The following is a 23205-nucleotide window of genomic DNA, read 5'->3' on the forward strand; positions in this document are numbered from 1 at the left end:
ATTCAATCTTGAGGGGGTTTATTTTTTTCTTCATCAACAATCTGTAAAACACTGCTGTATAAAGGTGCAGCCACCCAAAATCCTGCTTGATCAATCAAAGCGTCTAGTAGGGGTTTCACCTCAGAGATTAACCCTCGATTCTTCGCCTCAACTAAAATGCCCAGAATTCCTGTGTATCGAAGATTAAGTCTAGCAGCAATTCTACGACCACGACGCTCATCAATCAAAACTTGATCTGCTCCCAACTCAAGTGCTAAAGCAATAGCCTCAGCTTCTCCCTTATCTAGTTCATCTGCAAGAGCTTCAATCACTGTGCGGTTAGTTACCGTTCGAGTTTGAATCCAATCTAAGGTTTGGACTTCTATTGAACCTGCTACCGGAAAATCAGGCTCAGTTAATTCTCGATAAACTGCTTCAGGAATAAAAACTATTTCGTAAAGTTGTTGTAGCAGATGAAGTTGATTAATGGCGGCAAGATTGTTGATAGGGGATGTATCACTGACAACAATCACAATCTTCCCATCTCCCGCAAGTTCTTAATATCCTGTTCAAAATCTTCGACATCGTAGTGTACCGGAATTTGACGACTTGCAAGTAGGTGTTGAAAAGCAATACGATTCATTCCTGCAAATCGACTCGCTTGAGCAAGGGTGAGCTTCTCTTTTTGAAAGAGCATGACCGCAATTTCCTGCCTCATCTCAGCTTCAGTCATGCGTGTGGCACTGAGAATTTCATCGGAGATATCAATACTCATAGCTATAACCCTATCTATCCCTTCCTATTGGAATAATATCATAACCCCGTTCATTTAGTCAGTTGAGGGGGTTTATTTTTTGCGTCTTTTCCTCTTACACATTTTACACATTAAGAATCGGTTTTATGCTATTGAGTTACCAAAGCCAATAGAAGAGGCTTTATTATCAGTTGCCAACTAAAACCGTCCCAATCCACCAAAAAAGAAACCACAAAAGTAGGCTAAATTACCTCTAAAAATACCATAAATGCCCCTTCATTCAATCTTGAGGGGGTTTTATTGTATAACAGAGGGATGAGTAAACTAGATCAACTTACGCAATCTTGAGCTATAATCGGCAATGAGGTCGAATCCGAACAACGATCAGAAAAAACTCCTGATTGCTGAACTTAAAAAAGCAGCAATCAAACATACCCCAGAAAATATTATCATAATTACTCAAGATACTAGCGGGAAAATTGTTTTTCTAGAAACTGGAAAAGCAGGTGACAAAGGTTCTGGATTGCTGCATATTCTAGAAAATCATCGAGAAGATTTTCTCCAGAGAGGTATTACTGAAGAACAAATTCCCGATTTAATTGTAACAGCTATTAGTGAGGGAAAAATTATTGGCATACAAGGAAAAAGTCGCATAATTTATCAAGTAGAAATCAATGGAATTATTCAGTATGTTTCTCTAGAAATTAGTCATAATGGTTACTTAGTGAGTGCTAATCCAACTCCAACTCGATTAATTAACAAACTTATTCAGGAATGATAGTTATGGCAATCAGAATCAAACTTTGGGCAGATTATGGAAGTTACCCACTTTGGGGAGTAGATGAAATTGATAACATTGCTCCTGAAGAATTGCCATTAAGTAAAGAAACTATTCAGCGTTTAAACGCATGGCAGGATACTTACGATAAGACTTTAAATCAAGACTATCCACCTTTATCAGATTTTCCTAATCAGCAAGCTGAAATGGATTTTAAACAAGAAGGAATTAGTTTATGGAAACAGTTACGTCTTGAACTGGCCCCGGATTATGAAGTTTTCTACCAAAATGAAGGTCAATTGTTCAGACATCCTAAGGAAATAACCACAAAATCTACAGTACAAAAAATAACAGTTTGAGTATCATCACCCTCGGCACTCTCGGCGCAGCCTCAACCCTCAAGCGCAAACTAAAACCCTCTAAATCCACTGAAAAAGAAACCACAAAAGTAGGCTAAATTGCTTCTAAAAATACCATAAATGCCCCTTCAATCAATCTTGAGGGGGTTTTGTTTTTTTATATCTCTTTTTTGGCAATAGATGCTATAGTGAAGGGCCACTCTTTAAGATTGCTTGATCGATCGTGGACTTTGAGATTATCAGCGATATTACGAATATCGAGATTATTGCCACAGGAACAGGAATTCGTAATCGGGAACGGTTGCAAAAACAGTATGGCAAAGGTAAATGGAGAAAATTAAAGGGCATAGCCCAAGTTCAGCTTGCCAATGGTATAGTAAGGTTAGCTGAAGTCCATTAGTATGAAGCTCATGGCATCGGCAAAAAAGAATTTAAGCTCAAGCTACCGTTTCTAGATTGACCATGAAAATAGAGTCATCTCCAACAAATAAGTTCGCAGTTTGTCTCAATAATGAATGCTACGAAGCTTCACTAGAGGTGGGAAAAATATACCGCGTTATCCCTGATGAGACAGCGGAAATAAACAGTCTAATTCGGGTTATTGATGAAAGTGGTGAAGATTACGCTTTTTCTGTGAATCGGTTTCATCCTATTGAGTTACCAAAGCCAATAGAAGAGGCATTGTTATCAATGGCCAACTAAAACCCTCTCAATCCACTGAAAAAGAAACCACAAAAGTAGGCTAAATTGCCTCTAAAAATACCATAAATACCCCTTCATTCAATCTTGAGGGGGTTTATTTTTGGCATCTATTAATACTTCTAAAAATTGTCAAACTTATTAATGATGTCTTGAATTTGCTGCGCTGGGATGTCTGTTTGGTCAGATTTGGCATAGATGAGGAGCATCAAAACACAACTATTGTCTTTAAGTTGATAGATAACACGATAGCCGCTACTTTTGCCCTTTTGAATATCGCTGTTTTTGAGGCGAACTTTAAAGACAGTGTAGCCCGTCCCTGGGATTCGATCGCCGATGAATTTGCCTATCTGAAGGTCATCAATTAGGGGTTGTATATCAGTACGAATGCTCCGATAGCGTTTGGCGAGGGTGCGAAGTCGGTCCTTGAATTCATCAGAGAAAAGGATTTTAATAGAGGGGATTCCTTCAGACATCTATGCCATCCCACAGTTCAGAGATGGGATGTACTTTGCCTTCTTTAGCTTGCTGAAGAGAAATACAAAGACTGGTGAGGATCAGTTCTTTGGGTTCGTCGTCGGGGTCAGTGGATGGAGTGAGGATATTACGCGATACTAGCAATTGGTAGAAATCATCGAGTGCCATTCCCGTTAGTTCGGCTGCTTGTTCAAATTGAAGACGTTGCTGCTGATAGAGCATGATAGCGATTTCCGTGAGCATTTGAGCTTCAGTCATTTGGACTGTTTGCAGAAGTTCAGTGGGAAGGATGAGGCTCATAGAGGTTTCATTAAGTGGTGGTAACTTCATTGTATCGCCATTAAAAAGTAAACCACAAAAGTTGGCTAAATTGCTTCTAAAAATACCATAAATGCCCCCTTAATTCAGTTAGTTTAGAGTGCAAAACGCCAGAACAGCAGCCGGTTGTCGAGAGATGATGTCAAATCCCGTCATACTTTATCTTTATTTCTGACCTGCTGCCTAGACAAATTAGAAAGTAAAAGTCGTGCGGATAGTACCGATAACTAAGGTGGAATTGTTGTTATTTGAGTTGGGAGAAGTAATCACGATTACCCCCGGAGTAAGGGCAATATTATCGGTGAGTTTCCACTCATAAAATCCTTCGATATGAAAGGAAGTATCGGGATCATTAGTGCCACTACCATCATTTAATCTAATACTAGAACTAGATACCCAAGGCTGCATACCAACAATAATACCGGCGGTATTTCCTTCCTTAAATAAATCAGGAAAAGCCAAAGTTATCGCCCAATTCCAGATATCTAAATCCCCGCGTTCTAGTTGTCCATCTAAAGTGCTAAGAGTTCTCGCTTTTGTGTAACCACCCCAACCACCGAGGACAAAACCATCGACAATTCGCCAACTAAATTGTAAACCCAAACTATTATTAATTGTCGGGACAGCCTCCCCGAATAGCTCTTCGGTGAAAAATTGGAAATTCGAGCGCTGGCTTCCCGTTCCCGTATCTAATTGGTTATAACCATGAAAGTAGGATAAAGCAATGCCAAAATTCTCGTTTGGAACATAACCCAGCTGCCCTAGGGCAGTATAGGAACCGTTAAATAAACCCGCGCCCGGGTTAGGATCGTTAGCATCTCCAGCAAGATAACCGGCGCTGAATTGGAAAGCCCCATAATTACCCTGTAAACCGAGTCCAGTTTGTCCGGGGGCAAAATAAAGGGGATTGCGGGTACCAAAAGCGGAAAGCGCCCCACTAGCACCATCTCCATCCAAAAAGTTGAGGGTATTGGTAAAGTCATCTTTAGCACCTCCCGTCGCTTCTAACCAGAGTTGGATATTTTCCGTTAGGGGGAAACTGTAGTTTAAAACTTCTAGTAGTAAATCATTGCCGTCCGGTTGAGTAAAGGCTAAGGTACTTGCAAAAGTTCCCGTCGTATCGGCTAAATCGGCAATATTTCCCGTTGCTAGACGGGTATAGAGTAAATCTTTGCCTGTGAAGCTAGTATTTAATTCTAAACGGGCCCGATAACCAAAAGCTGGTACTTGGGGAATCCCTTCACCACCGTTTTTTTCTCCTGTGGCTACCCCATATAATGCCATCACCACTTCCCCAGTTAATTTAGTGGTGGTGGAAAATTGATTATTTTCCAGAAAAGCGACTCGATTTTCTAAGTTATCAACCCTTGCTCCTAGGGCTGCTAATTCTGTCTCGAATTCCCTGACTAATCGCTTGATTCTGTCTAGATCTTCTTTTAATACCGCCACTCCTTCTTGAATCAATCTTTCTAGGGTATTTAAGCAAGCATTCAACCCCGCGGCAAATTCCCAACGAGTTAAAGCGCGTTCACCGCGAAAAGTGCGGTCAGGATAACCTACTATACAACCATACCTCTCCACGAGACTTCTTAAGGCCTCAAAAGCCCAGGCGGTGGGAGAAACATCCCGCAATTGATTGACACTTGTTACCTGTGCCATGGGGTTACTAGAGAGGTTTTCGAGACTATTAGCCAGTACCGGACCAGAAAAACCCAGTAATATCGCTGCTGTTAGGAAATTTTGCTTGATTTTCATTGCTGGTTCCCACACCTACAAGAATGATTATTGTTCTCAGTATAATCAGGTTAGCAAACTTTTTCCAGTCTGGCACTGTTGCAAATATTTTTCAAATGTTACTCCAGATAAAATCTGAATTGCCTAGCATTTATTGGTTCAAATAAATCTTAAATGATAATAAAAGCAATAAGTAAATAATTTTATTGTTCCTAAGAACAAGATAGAGACGCTGCTGACAGCATCTCTAAATGATTATTTTTGGTTCAATTGAGGATAAAAAAGAGGTAACTAGCGCAATTCGGCGTTAAACTCGTTAAAAGAGCGTCTTTTTAACTCTAGCGATTGCGATCGAGGCAAAAGATCAAAAACCTTTCTTAAGACATCATCCACATCTTCATATTTAACATTGCCCAAACCATCATAAACCACTTTACCTTGTTGGTCTAAAACCACCGTTTGGGGAACCCCACCGCGATAATAGTAACCCGGCTCATCGGCACGATAGGAAGACTTTAAGGGGATAGAATCGACAGTAACGGGGATAATACTGGCGGCGCGACCGTAAAACTCTTGAAAACGGGAGACAATCGCCGCAAATCGCTTACAATCACTACTATCATCCAGATAATAGACAATAATAGCCGGAATTTTCCGTTGAAAAGTTTCCGCTAAATTGAGACGCGGTGGCACGAGGGAACCATTACCCGCATAGACCACAAAAATATTACCATCGAGGCGATCGTCATCGATTCCCGCGTAGGCGCTAGGGGTTAGCCAAGGAGACCAACTCGTCAGGGCCATAATAAGAAAAACAAGACAGATCTGAAGACGCAGCCGATAACGAGATTTCATGATCAACAGGGTTAAAATATTAAGACAATTTTCAGTGTAAAAAATCTTGTGACCTTCGAGCGCGATAATTCCCAAACCACCCCGCGAGTCATTGCCGCTAACTCGCGCTTTGCCGATACTTATTATGCCATTCTAGGACTACATCCGAGGGCCTCGGTGATCGAAGTGCGACGCGCCTATCGGGAACTCAGCAAACGATACCACCCCGATACTACCGAACTCAGCCCCGAAGTGGCAAAGGTTAAATTCCAGCGTCTTAACGAAGCTTATGCCACCCTGAGTAATCCCGATCGCCGTTCCCTGTATGATTTACAGATAGGTTACTCGCGCTGGAATGTCATCCAAACCATCCCCGATAGCGATGAACCCATAGCTAATCGTAGCGCCTATCTCGATCCTACCGATCGCCCCCTATCTTCGGGAGAAATTTTTGCTTTGTTTATCTTGGCACTCACCCTGCTCGGCTGCTTGTTACTAGCGGTGATTATTGCTATGCTTCGAGGAGAGAATGCTGTCACTGTAGCCCAATTATTTTTGATTTAGATGCGATGAAGATTCCCACTGCTGATACTCCCCTCTATAATCATCCCTTACCGGCGATCGAAGCATGGCTAGTTAAATTAGGTTGCCGGAAAAATACCGAGAATGTTCACTGTTGGACAGTGGAAAAACCGACATGGAAAGCGGAAATCTGCCTCGATATCGAAGAAATCACCGTTCGTTACTTTCGGGCAGCCAATGACGGCAGTGACATCAATCGCGCTTTTAAATACTCCCTTAGTCGCCAAGATATCGAATCGGCGGTTTTTTCTGGTCCCTAATCATTAGTCCAACTTTTGACTATCTAACATTACTCGTTAAGACAGTGCCGGAGTTGGCAGCAGGGAGAGTTAGTCCGAGCATTTGTACTAAATTTTCCAAGACACGCTGTCAATCCAGTACACTTGTTCAGCTTGAAATCAAAGCTCCTCCACAACTGGAACCGCTGCCAGCAGTGCAACCGTAGCAATAGGAAGCGGTTTGTACCTCTGCAATTACATCTAAACTATCCGCTTGTAATAAATCCGGCAGGGTTAATTTTTGGCCTTGACTGGTGCAAGCGGCCCGATCCTCCATCTGATTAAAATCGCAGTCATAGATATTACCCAAATAATCAATGGAAAGCTGATTACGACACATCAAATGCTCGATAGTATCGCCATTAAAATAGTCTTCGAGGAATTGAAGATAGGGTTGATAGAGTTGCCGGTGTTCCAGATGGAAGCGTGTCCTTCCGACGGGTAGGTTAGTGATAGTAAATAGATTGTTAAAAGAAATATTAAAATGTTCTTGCAAGAACCTTTTGTAATCCCGTGTTAGGGATAGTTGATCCGGTGTGAGAGAAAAATTCTCTGACTTAGGAATCTGGGGATTATAGACTAAATCGACAATCAAATTCGGCTCTTGAGCGTAGCCGAGACGGTTCAACCATTGTAAAGCGGCGATTGATCGATCATAGACTCCCTCTCCGCGCATTTTATCCACATTATCGGCAAGATAACAGGGTAAAGAAGCCACCACCCGCAGCTGATGGCCAGCGCAATATTCAGGAATATCAGTAAATCCTTTCTCGAAATAAATAGTTAAATTCGAGCGCACGATTACCTCTTTCCCAGCTTTTCTAGAGGTTTCCACAATTGGTTTAAAACCGTAGAGCATTTCTGGGGCGCCGCCGGTCAGATCGACGGTTTTAATTTGGGGAAATCTTTCGATCAGTTCGATAATTTGTTCGCACACTTCTGGAGTCATTTCTTCGGAGCGAACTGGACTAGCTTCCACATGACAATGGCTACAAGCAAGGTTACATCTTTTTCCCAAATTAATTTGCAGAACCGAGATTTTTTGCTTAGTTAAAGGAGTTTTTAGTTTCTCAACAAAAGGAGTCATGGGAGAGTAATCAGTAAACAGTAATCAGTAAACAGTGAACAGTGACCAATCAATAATCAATAATCAATGATAACTGATAACTGATAACTGATAACTGATAACTGATAACTGATAACTGATAACTGATCTCAGTGGCCGCGCCACGCCCCCAACGGGTAGGGTTGATTCATGAATCAACCCTACTATGAATCAACCCTACTATGAATCAACCCTACTATGAATCAACCCTACCCAAAAGCTGGGATTGAGTGATAAAACCGAAAGTAACGCCCAATTTTAGGAGAAAGTTTCCCCTGAAAAATCCCAAATTAGTAGATTTACAAAAATGAGATGCACCCTTTCCCTCCTTGTCCTCCTTGTCTTGTCTTCACAGGTTTGTCAAATACCTACACCTGTGAGACCCCCCCTGCCCCCCCGACATCGGGGGGGTTGGGGGGGGCAAGGGGGGGCAAGGGGGGGCAGCTAATCTAAGGATAGGCGGTTAAAATCTCTTAGCTTACCATTTGAGGCTTGCTGTGTCCAATCCAACTTTAAAACAAAACCGCCCCGAAAGGACGGTGTTTCAAACCGAAGACCTATGATGCCTCTCCTCATAGTTGTCCTGACACCAAGCTCAGTTATCTTTGTTGCCTGCGTTTCATCGCCAGACCTAAGCCACCAACAGCAAGAAGTCCAGCAACAGTCCCCGGCTCGGGAACTCTGGTAGATTGGGGAAAAGTAAGACTGAACGACTTAAGTTGGGCAGTACCCGCCGATGGAAAGACACCAGGGTTTAATAACAGCCCAGTTATTGCTACGTTGATCGTGTCAGTAATTGGGTTGGGCAGGGCAACAGTCTTTGGAGAAGTTTTAATACCCACATCGTCAGATATAATTGCTCCACTAGCATTCACCTGGATCCCCCTCGTTCCAGTCGGGTTCGGAAAAGTTCCAAAAGGAGTGGAACTGGATGTGATCAGGGCTGCTGTCAACGTAGTCAGCTGTATGTCGGGGTTGACGGCTGTAACATCGAAGAGGAACTGGTTACTAAAAAGATCAGGTGGAACGTTCCATCCGGTGGCGGTTGAGAATGTTAACTTAGCCGATAAAGGGGCCCCAGAAGCTGATATTTGAAGGTCGCTTGGTAGCAACGCAGCTCCAGTTCTCGCCCACTTATCAAACTTCTTGTCAATTTTGCCATCCCCGTCCTCATCAATGGTGATACTACCACCACCAGTAAGCTCGGTGAATGTGCAAAAGCTAGTGCTTGCACAACCGTTATATTGTATGACGGCGGCTGCCTGGGCTGGTGCAGTGGCCAGACCTGCGCCAGCGGCGACGGCCAGAGCAGCAGCACTGGGAATGGTGCATGTGCGTATTTTTTTCATCTTATAGACAGTCGTTAGGAAGATTAAGGTTGGGGTATAGGCTACTCCCACGAGGATAACAGTAAATCTCTCATCTGTCAACACATAATGGCCTATTTGTCAACCGACATTCCGCACATCTTCATATACCTCTATATATTTTTACATTCCCCAAGATGTTTTGACGAAAAACCTTCATTGTAAAAACTATTATTAAGAACATTTTCAATAATTGATTTGTTCTGAGAAAAAAATTTACAATTCTTCACCTTGACAAAAATCCATCATTGTAGCTATAGTCCTTACTGGCAAAGGGTTGTCAGCAATATATTAGTAAAAGTTATCAATTGAATGTTAAGAAGTGCGGAAAGTGGGGTCAATGATCACGGGTGCATCTCATTTTTGTAAATCTAGCAAGTTGGGATTTTTACGGGGAAACTCTCGGCTAAAATCGGAAGTAATGCCCGATTTTATCACTCAATCCCAGCTTTTGGGGGGTAGAACCCCCCAAACCCCCCGTTGGAGGCGTGGCGCGGCCACTGAGCCTTGACATTGAGCCTTGACATTGAGCCTGTCGAAATGTGTCGAAGTGCCGCCCCCAAACCCTGGAGCGCATTAGTTTTTCGGTGGGATGCTTACAGGCAGCTGCTGATATATCTGTAATGATTTAAGATTCACTGATAATTGCTGATTGTCGGTATTTCTGCAAATGTGAGATGCACCCAATGATCACAGAAAAAAGCTTCTCCCCACTTCCCCACTTCCCCACTTCCCCACTTCCCCCTTACCGTTCTTTGTGGCGAGAAAAAGCCAGATCAGCAGTCTCGATTACCTTTAATAGCTGTTCGATGCGGTTTTCCGTCGGGGGAGCCAAACAGGGAAAAACGGCTAAACCGGGGATTTGATTGGCCACCTCGGTGACAGCCACATCAAGGGTGACTAGGGGTAAATTAGCGAGGGTTTGCGACTCGCTCAAGGTTTGCAGATAAGAGTATAAATCTTCTGCGATCGAACTATCGATTAAGATAGCGTCCACCTCCCAGACAGTGGCTAAAAGTTCCGCCTGTTCGCAACTATCGGCCTCAATAAAACGATAATTCTCCCGAACTAATTGATTATTCCAAATCCAGCTAAAGGAAGATAAATCGGAGAAATTGGGGGCATAATGGCCGTGTAAACGCAGCAGAGTCGGAGCAGTGGGCCGTTTTCGGCTAGGAACAGGGGAAACGGTCAGATTCAGGCAAGCTTGCAGGGCGGCCGAGGTGATCGGCGGAACCAGAAAACTATCGGCCCCTTGCTGTTGACTGCGGTTGCGCTCGGAATCGGCGGCGGTGACAATAACTTTCAGATCTTTGGTTTGGGGATGGGATTTGAGCAGCGTTAACACATCCCAACCGGACAAGAGGGGTAGATTGGGATTGAGAAAAACACAACGGGGTTTTAACTGACGGGCTTTTTCGATCGCTTCGGTGCCGCTACGAGCGATAATGGCTTTTAATCCCAATTCACTCAACCGATCGACAAATTGTTCGATCATTTGGGGATTAGCTTCCACCACCAACACCAGACGCTGGGGAGGCGATTGTTCCCCTTCTGTTGCTTGGGGATGAACCGGCAGCAGTAAAGTAAATTCACTACCTTCCCGGTCTCTGGAGACAAAGGATAGATCACCACCGTGACAACGCGCTAATTTTTGGCTGAGGACTAAACCTAAACCCGCACCCTCAAATTGACGGGTGAAAGGACTTTCTAGCTGTTGGAATTTCTGAAAAATCAGATGCTGGGATTCTTCCGGAATACCGATTCCCGTATCCCAGACGGTAAAAGCCAGCCAATTTTCCCAACGATTGACTTTAATGCCCAAATTACCGCCATCAATGGTGAATTTCACCGCATTATCTAACAAATGCACTAACATCTGTTGTAAACGGGTTTCATCGGCCAGGGCATAATCTAACCCGGATTCGATGTCAAGACGATAGCTGCCGGGGATATCTAGACGTTGGGGATACTTATCGACGATAATATCGTACACCCGTTGACAGAGGCGATCGATTTTGACTCTAGTGAAAGTTAATTTTAGTTGTCCTGTCTCTAAGCGGGTTAAATCGAGGAGATCATTGACCAGAGCCATCAACTGGCGACCGCTGCGATAGATTAAATCGGCATATTTGGACTGTCGGGGGTTAAGTTCACCGATTTTTTGTTCGCGCAGCAGACTGGAGAGACCGATAACGGCAGTGAGGGGCGATTTAAACTCATGGCTGACACAGGCGAGAAATTCATCCTTAAGACGATTTAAATGGACTAAATCGGCATTTTTAACCGCTAATTCCTGACAATATTGCTGTTGTTCCGTGATATCGGTGGCTAACAGTAACCACAGTTCGGAAACTTTCTCGATCAAGGGATAATTACCTGTCAATTTTAACGGCGCGGACAACAGTCGCCAAGTCTTGGCTAAACCTGATGTCAGCGTTTCTAGACGCTGGGGGAACAGGGGAGGGGTGGGGGATGGGAGGGTTAAGGGTTCATTAACCAAAGCCAAGGCAGAATTATCGATATTAGCGGGGAAAGCTGCCCCGATTTGTTGGCACCAAGCCTGATTTTGGTATAAAATCCCCGCTTCTGGACTGTAGAGCAGCAGCGGTAGCGGTAATTGTTCCAGAAATTCCAGAGGATGATCGCTGCGGGGGGGGAAATTGCGATCGCTGATGCGGGGCTGGGGAGGGGGATCATCGAGAATCGAGCGCCCGAGACAAAATTGCAGAAGTTTGCCCGTGTCTAAGCGTCCTAACAGTTTGCCCTGAGCATCCACTAAAATAGGGGCTAAGGCGAGCGCTTCTCCCCTCAGGGTGGCCAGAAACTCACTGACGGCCATGCGCGAGTTAAGAGGGATAATCGGACGCAGCCAACCGCTCAGATCCAGACAGTTGGGGGAGGGGTTTCTGGTTTTGGGGTGCTGTTGTTGATAGAGGAGGTAAGCGATCAGGGCTTGACTCTCAATCAGTCCTAGGGGACAATACCGCTCATCCACCACCACGATCACTTCTGGATTGCCCGCATTAATTAAATCGCAAAGACTGGCCCGGTCAATAATTAATTCACAGGTAGTGACGGATTGATTAAAGTGATGGAGACTGAGGGTAACGCTAGGCATGGGGATAATTGGGTGGGCGGTGGCGGTAACTTTAGGGCATAATTAACAAACTGATGGCCAAACTATTAGTAGTCCTAGAACTTGAATCTACCTTGATTATGACGCTCGCTCATCTAGACGACCTCTCCATTGATTACAATTAACTACAATACCCACTGCCAAAAAGCAAAGTTAACTTTAACTTCCCTTAGCTGATGGCGAGAGGGTTGTCTTCTCAACAGAGAAAGCCTAACCTAATTGTTTGTTATTTTCTATCTACCTTGCGGGTGAGAAAACGTTGCCTCCGAGACTGACTATTTATGCTTTTGTCCCAACGGACTCACCCTTGACGGGAGTGAGTTCACCCCCGGGGCTGGTTAATTCTTTGACGGCTTTATTGGCTAATGAACGCTATAATCTAACCCTAGGGTCGTCTTCTAGCGAATTACTGGCTAATATCGAGGCACAGAAGGAAAAAATCGATTGTTTGCTGGTGGTCTTTCATCCTTCCCTACAGCCGACTTTTAATCAACTCTACGAAGGGGGGATTTTACTGCCAGTAGTGATCATTGTCGCTGACAAGAACATCACTGCCGAGACGAATGACTCTCCCACCTGTCTCTATCATAGTGCCGAATTACAAATTACCGTCAAGGAATTAGACAGCATCACCTCCGTCATCGACCAAGCGATCGCTAGATTTCTCCATTTAGCTCCTAATTGCTCTTTTTCCGAGCGTACTACGATTGTTAACCAACCGAATCCCGTGGCAAATAATCACAGTTTTCTCCTCCTACAACAGCGCCGTTTAGCAGAAAAATTAAAAGAAAGACTCGGCTATTTAGGTGTTTACTACAAACGCAACCCGCAGCTATTTTATCGCAATCTTGCCCCGGAGGAAAAAAAAGAATTACTGCGGGAAGTAAGAGCAGATTATCGGGAGATTATTTTAAATTACTTCCTACAGGATTATCCGATTAATCAAGCGATCGATGAGTTGGTTAATAATGTCTTTTTTACCGATCTCTCAGTGTCGCAAATTCTGGAAATTCATATAGAGTTAATGGATGAATTTTCCCAACAATTAAAATTAGAAGGCAGAAGTGAGGAAATTCTCCTAGATTATCGTCTCGCTCTCATTGATATCCTTGCTCACTTGGGGGAAATGTACCGTCGTTCCATACCTCGCGAGGATATCCCTTATGATTTATTATTGGGAATAGACTAAAATATCCCAGACAAATAGCAATGAACTCATATCCTCAGCCCCTGTGATCCTAACCTATGAGCGTCTTTAAAAAAACCTATGTTTTAAAACTGTACGTCGCCGGGAATACCCCCAACTCCGTGCGCGCCTTGAAAACCCTGAAAAATATCCTAGAAGAGGAATTTCAGGGAGTGTATGCGCTCAAGGTGATTGACGTACTGAAAAACCCGCAACTAGCGGAGGAAGACAAGATTCTCGCTACTCCTACCCTCGCGAAAGTCCTCCCTCCCCCGGTGCGGAAAATTATCGGTGATTTGTCCGATCGAGAGAAGGTTCTGATCGGTTTAGACTTACTGTACGAGGAAATTCGTGAACGAGAAAATGATAGCTAGGCCTTCGGCAATAGGTGATTAGACGGGTTATATTTATTGAAGGAGAAATGCTCGGTGCGTAATCTAGTACGTCTATGGGAAAGTCAAGAGTCAATGGACATCAAGATGGTGTAAAGTGTCTAGTCAGGCCTGATATGTTTCTGTGGAAAAATTAGATAAAAATCCTACTCTTTAAATATTCGCTGGATAAATAATGACTCAATCTAACTCTAATAGCCAATTGAATCCACCGATTAAACCGAAAGGTGTTCGCAAAATTAGAACCCTAATTGAAGGTTTTGATGAGATCACTCACGGTGGTTTACCCATGGGGCGAACTACCTTAGTTAGTGGCACTTCTGGCACGGGAAAAACCCTGCTTGCTGTGCAATTTCTCTACCACGGGATCAAGTATTTTGACTATCCGGGCCTGTTTGTTACTTTTGAAGAATCTCCCACCGATATTATCCAAAATGCCTATAGTTTTGGTTGGGATTTAGAAGAATTAATTGACCAGGGTAAATTATTTATTCTCGATGCTTCCCCGGATCCGGAAGGTCAAGAGGTGGTGGGTAGTTTTGATCTTTCGGCCCTAATCGAGCGCATTCAATACGCAATTACCAAATATAAAGCCAAACTGGTATCAATTGACTCTGTAACTGCTGTTTTTCAGCAGTACGAAGCGGTGTCAGTGGTACGGCGAGAAATTTTTCGGCTCGTGGCCCGGTTAAAATTATTAGAAGTGACTTCAATTATGACCACGGAACGTATCGAAGAATACGGAGCGGTGGCCCGTTTTGGTGTAGAGGAATTTGTCTCTGATAATGTGGTAATTATGCGGAACGTGCTAGAGGGAGAAAGGCGACGCCGAACCGCAGAAATCCTCAAATTACGGGGAACAACCCACATGAAGGGGGAATATCCCTTTACTATCACCAATGATGGCATTAATATCTTCCCCCTCGGTGCGATGCGTTTAACTCAGCGATCTTCTAATGTCCGCATTTCTTCGGGAGTAAAAACCCTTGATGATATGTGTGGGGGCGGTTTTTTCAAGGATTCGATTATTTTGGCCACAGGAGCAACCGGTACGGGTAAAACTCTCTTAGTCAGTAAATTTCTGGAAGAAGGCTGTCGGCGCGGTGAGCGGGCGATTTTGTTCGCTTATGAAGAATCTCGCGCCCAATTGTCCCGAAATGCTTCTTCTTGGGGGATCGATTTTGAGGAGATGGAACGCAAGGGATTATTAAAATTATTGTGTTCTTACCCCGAATCGGCGGGATTAGAAGACCATTTACAGATGATTAAGTCGGAAATCTCGGAATTTAAACCCTCTCGTATTGCCATCGATTCTCTATCGGCGCTCGCGCGCGGGGTGACAAATAATGCTTTTCGGCAATTTGTAATCGGGGTGACAGGATACGCCAAACAGGAGGAAATTACGGGGTTTTTCACCAATACCACCGACCAATTTATGGGAGCGCACTCGATCACCGAATCCCATATTTCTACGATTACCGACACGATTTTAATGTTGCAATATGTGGAAATTCGCGGCGAAATGTCGCGAGCGATTAACGTCTTTAAGATGCGCGGTTCTTGGCACGATAAAGGGATTCGTGAATATACTATCAGTCAGGATGGGGCGGATATCAAGGATTCTTTCCGCAATTACGAGCGGATTATTAGTGGTTCCCCAACTAAAATTAGCGTCGATGAAAAGACTGAATTATCGCGGATTGTTCGCAATGTGCGCGAAAAATTACAGGATGAATAATCGGCAGTTGACTGATGGAGATTATTTTGAAGAGCGATCGGGTAAAGTTGGTCTTAGGGAAAATAACCACCAGATCAATAAACCTAATATAATCCAGAGAATATCTTTAACCCGGCGAATTAGAGAAATCGCTAAACCTAATTCTAGACTACCGGTTAAGGAAGCACCCAGCAGCACTAAAGAACCTTCTAAAGTACCGATATTAGCGGGAATAAAAAAGGTTCCAGCGCGCACCAATTGGGCAACAGAATCAAATAACCAAGCATCGGCAAAACTGAGCGGATGTTGGAGAAACTGCATTAAAACATAGATTTCTAAAACTCCGAGGGGCCAATTGAGAAAACCGACGATCAAGCCATTTCTAAATAGGGGCAGATTCCGGTAAAATTCCCCTAAACGATCATCGACACTGCGAAGATTTTCTAAAGGTTTAGCTAGGCGATCGCCTAAAAAAGAATGACCTAATCGATTAACTATTCGGGAGGATAAACGGAATCGCTGAATCAAGAAAAATATCAGGATACAACTGGAGAATATAGCAAGACTTAATCCGGTAAAAGTTTTAAAAGAATTGGAGAATTTTGGGGAAGCTAGGAGCAGCAAAAAACCGATAATTGCAAAGAAGACAAGGGAAGCAGTATTTAATGTCTTGGTCAGAATAATCGAGGCACTGGTTTCTTTATAGCTAATCTGATAGTGAGTTTTCAACATCACTGCTTTAAAACCTTCTCCTCCCAAAGAAGCGAAGGGAGTCACGCGATTAAAGGCTGCCCCTACCATGTAAATTAATAATAGCCGAATTGTCCATCGAGGTTGGATAGGAATACTCTTAAAAGTTAGTTGCCAAGTAAAAACATCGGTGAGGAATTCTAGGAAATAAAAAATAATCACTAATGTCATTCCCCACCAACCGACTAGGGTGATTTGTTGCCAAACTTCTTGCAGATTTATTTGACGTAAAATTACCCCTAGTAAAACAAAACCTAAACCCAGAAAGATAAATTTAATATATTTCATAAGTAGTCGTGTAAAATTAATTTATTGGTTAGGATAGGCACTCATGCAATAGGTAATAGGTAATAGGTAATAGGTAAGAAGTAGTTATACTAAATCCTGTTTAAAAGATATAAAAGAGCGGGAATTATGACTTAAGTAGCTGGTTATAATTAAATTAAAAATGGATTTTAGGTTCGATCCCCCCTGCCCCTCTTGATAAGGTAGGGTTGATTCATGAATCAACCCTACCCTTGATAAGGAGGGTGTCTGATAATTTTTAACGCCTACCTACTTATGACTGATAACTGATAACTGATAACTGATAACTGGTAACTGAAAAAGCTGATCACTGAAAATAATTCCAACGTTGAATAAATGGGAGCCAATGAGATTCGACTAACTCGATCGCTTTTGCATCTGGGGGATAATTATTTTTTTTATATCCTTGCAGACTGGCGATATATTTCTCAAAGCGAGGCATAGATATGTTTAAGTCGGGAAGTTGCAGTTGATCGTAGATTTTCTCGATTTGTGCTAGGGGGTCTTTTTCTAAATCTTCAAAACGAATTTCTACAAAACTATCGGCGGGTAAATCGGCGCTATCTCGCAGGAGAGAATTAAGCATTGGGGGATAACTTTTCAGAATTGTCTGCTCGATTTCATCCGTGGATAAATTATCGTAGGATTGTAGTGCTAGTTCCGGTAGGATGCGGGTAAAAAAGTGGCGGGTTGAGGGAAAAACTAGATAGGGATTGCGGTAGATATGAATAAATTTAGCATCGGGCCAGATAGCTCGCAATTTGGCGATGTGTGCCGTATAAACGGGGTTTTTGATTAGTAATTGTTTGCCTCTTTGGTGGATAGAAACTTTTTTTAATAGATGAGTATGCCAACGCTGCCAAGTGGCGATTTCCCTGTCGCTGCAGCCTTGAAAAAAAACTCCTCGATCGAAATGGTACTGAAAACGTTGGGGAAAGTATAAACCATGGTAGTAGGAAAGGGGGATCATGCTGGCCAGGGCGATCGAGTCTTCTTGGGGTGAATCGGGAGTAACAGCGACGTTATCCACATGGCGATCGCTTGGTAGAGCTAATTCTAGCAGCGGTTGAAATAAGCGGACGATGCCGAGTATATCCCAGGGTAATCCCACCGCTAGGGGCGAAATATAGCCAAAATGCTCCGATTGACCGAGTAAATTGTGGAGATGGGTCGTGCCGCTGCGCCAATAGCCGACAATAAAAATGGGTGCTTTTACCTGCACGCGGCGCTCATAAAACCCTGTCATCAAAATCCGTTCTAGGGTAGAAAAAGGCAGTCGCGCCAGGGTAACTGCCAGCGCCAGGGTTGCTGGGGCCAAATTGGGGCGATCGATGCCGCCATTGGTCAAAAATAAACGAAGGAGAGTGCTAAGGTTACTACCGCAGAGGGGATGAAACAAACTGGACATATTAACTATTTTTTAGCGGTTTTTTGGCGGATAGCTTGGCTGGCCAAGGTTTTGCCGAATTCCCAAGCGGCCCCGGGTATGCGGTGAGCATCAGCCACCACATCTTTAACGGCGGTGACAAGCCAACGGCAATCCTCATCGGAGAGGGTGAGGGGGGGGATAAACTTGATGATATTCATGCCGTGGCCGGAAACCTGGGAGAGGATTTGATGGCGCGTAAAGAGGGGAACGACGATTAACTGGGAAAATAGCCCTTTATTGGCGGTTTCTAGCATTTTCCAGGCGGCTTTTAGTGACCAACTGCTCGGCTCGGCAAATTCCAAGGCGATCATCATCCCCAATCCCCGCACTTCCTGCAAACATTCGTACTGATCTACGAGGGGCCGTAGTTCTGCGATAATTTGTTGACCGATTACGGCCGATCGCTCGACTAATTTTTCCTCTTCAATCACCTGTAAAGTGGCAATACCGGCGGCCATGGCCAGATTATTTTTACCAAAAGTGCTACCGTGAACCACAGAACGATCCATGCGATCAAATACTCGATCGAAGATCCAGCGACGACAGAGAACCGCTCCCACTGGCACAAAACCGCCCGAAAGAGCCTTGGCAACACATAAAATGTCCGGTTCTACCCCCCAATGTTCCACAGCCCAAATTTTGCCAGTCCGGCCTAAACCGGTCTGCACTTCATCGGCCACAAAAAGAGTGCCGTAACGACGACAAAGGGCAGCCGCCGCCGGGAGATAGTTCGGTTCAGGAATTCTCACCCCGTGACCTTGGATCGGTTCGGTAATAAAAGCCGCTACGTCTTGGTTAATTAGAGCTTTTTCGAGTGCGGCCAGATCGCCGAAGGGAATTTCCTTAAAATCGGCGACAAAAGGCCCAAATCCCTCACGATAATGGAGATCGCCCGTGGCGGAAAGGGAACCCATGGTTAACCCGTGGTAGCCCCCCTGACAGTAAACAATTTGGCTGCGTCCGGTGGCGTAGCGGCTAAATTTAATGGCAGCCTCGACGGTTTCTGTGCCGGAATTAGCAAAGAAAACTCGTTCTAATCCATTCGGTGCGATCGCTGCTAACCGTTCGGCCAGCAATCCCGCTAGGATAGAAGCATCCAATTGGACTAAATTGGGTAATGCTGCCGTCAATACCTCCTGTAAAGCTTGCACGATCTTGGGGTGATTGCGTCCGAGAGCGAAAACACCAAAACCACTCAGTAAGTCCAGATACTTTTCCCCCTGATTGTCGAATAGGTAGGGACCTTCGGCTTTAACGTAGTGGCGATCGTAGCCGATCGTTTTTAGTACCCTAACCATCTGGGGGTTTAGGTATTGTTCGTGGAGGGCAAAGTTTTCTTCTAGTCTTTTTTCTATCAGTTCTAAAATGCTCATAAATTCCAGATTTGATGACTGAAAAACTAATTTTGACACTCCCATCGCACTCATGCGAGGGATTCTTCATTCACGGGGAGATGCCTTGTAAAAGCAGTGCCTTTACTTGGTCTTACTCTCCCTCCAGAAGCAGTAGCGGTATGCCCTACCGCCAAAATTCGTAAACCTTCATCCCGAATATTCTTAGCGGCATTAATGTCTCTATCGTGGGTTTCTCCACACTTAGGACATTGCCAACTACGAATATCTAAACTCAAACTATCAACACGATTTAAACAGTTACTACAAGTCTTAGAACTAGGAAAGAATCTATCTACTTCTATATAGATTTTTCCTTCCCATTCAGCCTTGTATTTTAACATGGTACAGAATTGACCCCAACCAGCATCACTAATTGATTTGGCTAGTTTATGGTTTTTGACCATGTTTTTGACTGCCAGATTTTCTACCACTATGACTGGGTTTTCGTCAACTAATTTACGACTTAGTTTGTGGAGGAAATCTTCACGACAACGAACAATTTTAGAGTGAACTTTAGCAACTTTAACTCTAGCTTTATTGCGGTTGTTAGAGCCTTTTTGCTTGCGACTAAGTTTCTTTTGTCTCCTCGCTAATCTTTGTTCGTACTTACGATAGTATTTAGGATTCCCCTGTTTAGTCCCATCTGATGTAATAGCAAAATGGGTTAGTCCAACGTCTATCCCGATAGCTTTTCCTTCTGATGACCCTTCGGCTTCGCTCAGGCTTCGGCCGTGAGCTCAGGCTTCGACGGTGATCTCAGCCGAACCGCGAAGTCGAGACGTTGATTTCTGGGGTAAATCCTTGCCATCATCATAGAGACAAGATACAAAATATTCTCCTGATGGATTAACTGAAACCGTAACAGACTTTAAGTTTCCCTCTGGTGGCCGTGAAACTTGGCAATAGACTTTACCAATTTTAGGCAATACCAGAACATTATTTTTTAACTTACAGTGTTGAGGGAATCTAATTGACTGCCTATTTTGCTTTTTCTTGAAGTTAGGATATTTAGCTCTACCTTCAAAAAAGTTAAGGAAAGCACTAGAAAGATTTAAAGCGGCTTGCTGTAATACCTGCGATGGTACTTCGCTTAACCACTCATACTCTTTTTTTAGGGAAGGCAGCAGCTTAATTATTTCGTTTCTGCTTAATCCTTTTCCAGTTTGCTTGTAAGTTTCAGATGTCAAATTTAGGGCGTAATTGTCAAACCATCTAGCACAGCTAAACGACTTGGCGAGCAAAACTGATTGCTCACTTGTCGGATAAATTCTGTACTTAAACGCTTTTAACATCTTACTTATCAAACTATACTACTATGGTAAACTATGCAAGGCTAAACTGTCAAGGATTTAATCGTGCTTCGTGTCACTGAGCCTTGACATTGAGCCTTTACATTGAGCGTGTCGAAATGTGTCGAAATGTGTCGAAGTGCTGTTTTATATTGGTCGGGGTTTCATCCCGTCGCACTCAAGCGAGGGTCTTCACCCCGACATTTGAGATAAACTACCCCCCACTCAGCAGTGAGTGGGGGGTTTCTGACGCTTCTTTGCCTCTATTTGCCTCATGCTTCCGCACAAGGTAGAAGCTCACCGACTCTGCATCCCGCATAGGCTCGTTCCCAACCCCTTGCATAATTAAGCATAACCTGAGCGGCGGCTACATCTCTATCGCAAGAATAACTAAATTTCTCACAGCTATGAACTCTTTCGGCTAAAGATTTTTGGCTCTTCTCGTTTCTGTGTGGAAGTAAGAAGAATAGGGATAATTTTCCAGAAATATAGTCTTCAAAGCCTTGTCTAGCAAGACTCCTACGAATGATAAGCACTGATGATCACACAAAGTCGAGAAAAGCCGGATCGCTCTAGTTGACAATCCCCGAAGCGCTCATGCGAGGGATTCTCGAAGCTCATCACTGCGCTTTCTGGTTTCCCCTACTCACGTCTTACACGATTAGGTCCTATCCGAACCTACTAGAATATCACTTGTTATCTAGTTGTCCACTTGTGGATAGCTCTCCAAGCGTTTTGGTCTTTCAGCCAACCTGTGCGTAGCACCAATCGGCTCCATGACCCCGTTTATTAAAATATTAAAATTTAGACAAAGACATTCATTTGAGTATCTATTTTTCAAAAATATACAGCGCAGGGGTTGTAGCGAATTTTAATAGCGGTAATTTTTACCTTGAAAACACGGTATATAATACTAAAGCGGCGCCTTGATCGTTAAGGCAACGCGGGAACCGTTGTCAGACCCTGCAGTAAGGGGGGGGTTCAACTTCGACAAGCGAGCGGGCGAGCCTGAAAGTGCTGTATCTCGAAAGCTGTTAAGGTGTTTGCGATGTCTAAACTGCGCCAGCAACGTCGTTTTATCAAACTCTATATCAAGCCTCTCAAGGAGAAGCTGTCAGAAATCGATGGTTCTGCGTTAAAAGTATATCTAGCTTTAGCTTTAGAAATAGGCTGGTTAGATAATACTGTAGAAATCTATAGCAGTTTTCATCAGAATGAGGCATGGGCAAGGCGCTTAAGCCCCTTGCTGGCAAAACTTGTCGATACCTCAGTAACGTGAAAAGTGCTATATCCAATTTCGTGATTTTCTTAGCTTTGCTACTTATTCTTCTAATCAAATTGTTTCAGTTCACGCTAGACATGATAAAACTGATAGCCAATGCCCAGATCAAATAAATACGATTGAGATTATATGGAATGAAAGAAAATTTTCAGAGAATTTCGATCATATCTCTTGGTAAAAAATGCTGTTAACTTATGATGATATTAAAGATGATTTTGAAAAAATTCCCAAAACTGGATAGACAACCGAGAGAAATTTAAAACTATTTTTCAGGAACTATTAATAAATATTTATACTCCAAAATTATATCTGGAATATAAATTTCTGAATATTGTGCAAGCGTTGGATATCTATCATAAACAAACTAAAAAAATAAAACATAATATCGAATATATGTCTCAAGATAGTTGTCAAAATGGCATTGCTCAACAACTTTGCGAAGTTATTCAAAATTATCCTATCCAAGAAGATTTCAAAACGTTTTTAGATAGCCAAGTTAAATACTTGTTTAAGGTTGAGATGAATCTAAAGGATAGACTGAGAAATATTATAGATAATATTTCCTATTTATTCATTGAAAACAATGACGCTACTAAACAAAGCTTTGCTGATACTTTCAACTCACAAGATGATAGTTTATTCTCTAGAATAAACCAAGATCAAGATTTAAAAGATAAATTTATTAAGCGAGTAACTGAGATTAGAAATAATTTAACTAACCCAGACAAGAAAATAAAACTAAAAAATCAATAACTCTAGGATCTATGGTGTACCGTAACTTTAATATTACAAACTTGTTTACTGATAGAAATCGAAGTTTCAACCGACACCATTAAAGCTATTATTAAAAATAGAAGGTGGAACCAAAATGAATGGCTTGGAGAGGATAAGTATAATTAAGATAAGAAAATAGCTCACCTCTTATTTGTTGATGAGTGAAGGTGAATATAGCTTTTCTCATCAAGAGGAAGTGTAACCTGATTGGGTAAGTAAAACTTCCCACCTCACCAATAAGATAACTGCTATATAGTTAAAATTGACAACTTAGGTTAAGATG

23 protein-coding genes and 2 pseudogenes are annotated in these 23205 nt (G+C 43.1%); 12 read left to right on the forward strand and 13 right to left on the reverse strand.

All coding sequences use genetic code 11. From position 1 onward, the window contains the following. Nucleotides 1–2 precede the first annotated feature (2 nt). Nucleotides 3–512 carry a PIN domain-containing protein gene (locus O9334_RS03225; RefSeq protein WP_008205259.1) on the reverse strand — a complete coding sequence of 170 codons (510 nt, stop codon included), beginning with the start codon at nucleotides 510–512 and terminating at the stop codon, nucleotides 3–5. After that, complete coding sequence (locus O9334_RS03230; RefSeq protein ID WP_002748168.1) at nucleotides 509–754, reverse strand: UPF0175 family protein; 246 nt, start codon at nucleotides 752–754, stop codon at nucleotides 509–511. The genes O9334_RS03225 and O9334_RS03230 overlap by 4 nt, the downstream gene beginning before the upstream one ends. A gap of 340 nt (nucleotides 755–1094) precedes the next feature. On the opposite strand from O9334_RS03230, the gene O9334_RS03235 reads away from it, so the two are divergent. The 5 genes and pseudogenes from O9334_RS03235 (at nucleotide 1095) to O9334_RS03255 (ending at nucleotide 2572) form a co-directional block, all read left to right on the forward strand. After that, nucleotides 1095–1511, forward strand: a complete 417-nt coding sequence (locus tag O9334_RS03235; RefSeq protein ID WP_287999301.1) for a hypothetical protein — start codon at nucleotides 1095–1097, stop codon at nucleotides 1509–1511. Between the two features lie 5 nt (nucleotides 1512–1516). Continuing rightward, the gene (locus tag O9334_RS03240; RefSeq protein WP_002751842.1) at nucleotides 1517–1870 is read left to right on the forward strand and encodes an immunity protein CdiI family protein; all 354 of its coding nucleotides are present in this window, start codon (nucleotides 1517–1519) and stop codon (nucleotides 1868–1870) included. A 5-nt stretch (nucleotides 1871–1875) separates the two neighbouring features. After that, nucleotides 1876–1968, forward strand: a pseudogene (locus O9334_RS03245) (PEP-CTERM sorting domain-containing protein); the annotation flags it as partial. A 125-nt stretch (nucleotides 1969–2093) separates the two neighbouring features. Beyond that, entirely contained in the window at nucleotides 2094–2270 is a 177-nt protein-coding gene (locus O9334_RS03250) for a hypothetical protein (protein ID WP_287999304.1), read from the forward strand. Nucleotides 2271–2332: 62 nt separating this feature from the next. Further along, the gene (locus O9334_RS03255) at nucleotides 2333–2572 is read left to right on the forward strand and encodes a hypothetical protein (RefSeq protein WP_287999307.1); all 240 of its coding nucleotides are present in this window, start codon (nucleotides 2333–2335) and stop codon (nucleotides 2570–2572) included. Between the two features lie 119 nt (nucleotides 2573–2691). On the opposite strand, the gene O9334_RS03260 is transcribed toward O9334_RS03255, so the two are convergent. The 4 genes from O9334_RS03260 to O9334_RS03275 form a co-directional block, all read right to left on the reverse strand. Beyond that, a complete protein-coding gene (locus O9334_RS03260; protein WP_008199856.1) occupies nucleotides 2692–3045 on the reverse strand; it encodes a type II toxin-antitoxin system RelE/ParE family toxin in 354 nt (117 codons plus the stop codon). Then, nucleotides 3038–3376 (reverse strand): UPF0175 family protein, encoded by a 339-nt coding sequence (locus O9334_RS03265; protein ID WP_008199858.1) that lies wholly within the window; start codon nucleotides 3374–3376, stop codon nucleotides 3038–3040. The genes O9334_RS03260 and O9334_RS03265 overlap by 8 nt, the downstream gene beginning before the upstream one ends. Before the next feature lie 180 nt (nucleotides 3377–3556). Beyond that, entirely contained in the window at nucleotides 3557–5119 is a 1563-nt protein-coding gene (locus O9334_RS03270; protein WP_045361347.1) for an iron uptake porin, read from the reverse strand. 270 nt (nucleotides 5120–5389) lie between these two features. Beyond that, the gene (locus O9334_RS03275) at nucleotides 5390–5953 is read right to left on the reverse strand and encodes a thylakoid membrane photosystem I accumulation factor (RefSeq protein ID WP_287999314.1); all 564 of its coding nucleotides are present in this window, start codon (nucleotides 5951–5953) and stop codon (nucleotides 5390–5392) included. A 48-nt stretch (nucleotides 5954–6001) separates the two neighbouring features. On the opposite strand from O9334_RS03275, the gene O9334_RS03280 reads away from it, so the two are divergent. Together O9334_RS03280 and O9334_RS03285 are read left to right on the forward strand one after the other, a co-directional pair. Continuing rightward, on the forward strand, nucleotides 6002–6496 hold the full coding sequence (locus tag O9334_RS03280; protein ID WP_045361349.1) for a J domain-containing protein: 495 nt from the start codon (nucleotides 6002–6004) through the stop codon (nucleotides 6494–6496). Between the two features lie 5 nt (nucleotides 6497–6501). Continuing rightward, nucleotides 6502–6774, forward strand: a complete 273-nt coding sequence (locus O9334_RS03285) for a DUF3143 domain-containing protein (RefSeq protein ID WP_002770501.1) — start codon at nucleotides 6502–6504, stop codon at nucleotides 6772–6774. A 127-nt stretch (nucleotides 6775–6901) separates the two neighbouring features. On the opposite strand, the gene arsS is transcribed toward O9334_RS03285, so the two are convergent. The 3 genes from arsS to O9334_RS03300 all read right to left on the reverse strand — a co-directional run bounded on the left by arsS (nucleotide 6902) and on the right by O9334_RS03300 (nucleotide 12385). Then, complete coding sequence (gene arsS / locus O9334_RS03290) at nucleotides 6902–7879, reverse strand: arsenosugar biosynthesis radical SAM (seleno)protein ArsS (protein ID WP_287999318.1); 978 nt, start codon at nucleotides 7877–7879, stop codon at nucleotides 6902–6904. 617 nt (nucleotides 7880–8496) lie between these two features. Then, nucleotides 8497–9246 (reverse strand): PEP-CTERM sorting domain-containing protein, encoded by a 750-nt coding sequence (locus O9334_RS03295; RefSeq protein WP_287999320.1) that lies wholly within the window; start codon nucleotides 9244–9246, stop codon nucleotides 8497–8499. Between the two features lie 763 nt (nucleotides 9247–10009). Continuing rightward, nucleotides 10010–12385, reverse strand: coding sequence for a hybrid sensor histidine kinase/response regulator (locus tag O9334_RS03300; RefSeq protein ID WP_287999323.1), 2376 nt, complete (start codon nucleotides 12383–12385; stop codon nucleotides 10010–10012). A gap of 277 nt (nucleotides 12386–12662) precedes the next feature. Here O9334_RS03300 and O9334_RS03305 point away from each other — a divergent pair, with 277 nt between their 5' ends. The 3 genes from O9334_RS03305 to kaiC all read left to right on the forward strand — a co-directional run bounded on the left by O9334_RS03305 (nucleotide 12663) and on the right by kaiC (nucleotide 15719). Beyond that, nucleotides 12663–13592, forward strand: coding sequence for a circadian clock protein KaiA (locus O9334_RS03305; RefSeq protein WP_045361375.1), 930 nt, complete (start codon nucleotides 12663–12665; stop codon nucleotides 13590–13592). Nucleotides 13593–13648: 56 nt separating this feature from the next. Next, on the forward strand, nucleotides 13649–13963 hold the full coding sequence (kaiB, locus tag O9334_RS03310; protein ID WP_002733742.1) for a circadian clock protein KaiB: 315 nt from the start codon (nucleotides 13649–13651) through the stop codon (nucleotides 13961–13963). 193 nt (nucleotides 13964–14156) lie between these two features. Beyond that, nucleotides 14157–15719: a circadian clock protein KaiC gene (gene kaiC / locus O9334_RS03315; RefSeq protein ID WP_045361377.1), complete on the forward strand. Its 1563-nt coding sequence runs from the start codon at nucleotides 14157–14159 to the stop codon at nucleotides 15717–15719. A 21-nt stretch (nucleotides 15720–15740) separates the two neighbouring features. Here kaiC and O9334_RS03320 read toward each other — a convergent pair whose 3' ends face one another. The 4 genes and pseudogenes from O9334_RS03320 to O9334_RS03335 form a co-directional block, all read right to left on the reverse strand. Continuing rightward, nucleotides 15741–16736: a lysylphosphatidylglycerol synthase transmembrane domain-containing protein gene (locus tag O9334_RS03320; protein ID WP_287999328.1), complete on the reverse strand. Its 996-nt coding sequence runs from the start codon at nucleotides 16734–16736 to the stop codon at nucleotides 15741–15743. Between the two features lie 325 nt (nucleotides 16737–17061). Then, nucleotides 17062–18162 (reverse strand): sulfotransferase family protein, encoded by a 1101-nt coding sequence (locus tag O9334_RS03325; protein WP_287999331.1) that lies wholly within the window; start codon nucleotides 18160–18162, stop codon nucleotides 17062–17064. A gap of 5 nt (nucleotides 18163–18167) precedes the next feature. Beyond that, complete coding sequence (locus tag O9334_RS03330; protein ID WP_287999334.1) at nucleotides 18168–19556, reverse strand: aspartate aminotransferase family protein; 1389 nt, start codon at nucleotides 19554–19556, stop codon at nucleotides 18168–18170. Between the two features lie 50 nt (nucleotides 19557–19606). Then, nucleotides 19607–20869 (reverse strand): annotated as a pseudogene (locus O9334_RS03335) (RNA-guided endonuclease TnpB family protein). A 1045-nt stretch (nucleotides 20870–21914) separates the two neighbouring features. On the opposite strand from O9334_RS03335, the gene O9334_RS03340 reads away from it, so the two are divergent. Both O9334_RS03340 and O9334_RS03345 read left to right on the forward strand, forming a co-directional pair. Beyond that, a complete protein-coding gene (locus O9334_RS03340) occupies nucleotides 21915–22145 on the forward strand; it encodes a hypothetical protein (RefSeq protein WP_045361383.1) in 231 nt (76 codons plus the stop codon). A 336-nt stretch (nucleotides 22146–22481) separates the two neighbouring features. Further along, nucleotides 22482–22901 (forward strand): HEPN domain-containing protein, encoded by a 420-nt coding sequence (locus tag O9334_RS03345; protein WP_353737878.1) that lies wholly within the window; start codon nucleotides 22482–22484, stop codon nucleotides 22899–22901. Nucleotides 22902–23205 lie beyond the last annotated feature (304 nt).

This window comes from Microcystis sp. LE19-8.1F (assembly GCF_027531715.1).
Taxonomy (GTDB): Bacteria; Cyanobacteriota; Cyanobacteriia; order Cyanobacteriales; family Microcystaceae; genus Microcystis; species Microcystis wesenbergii_A.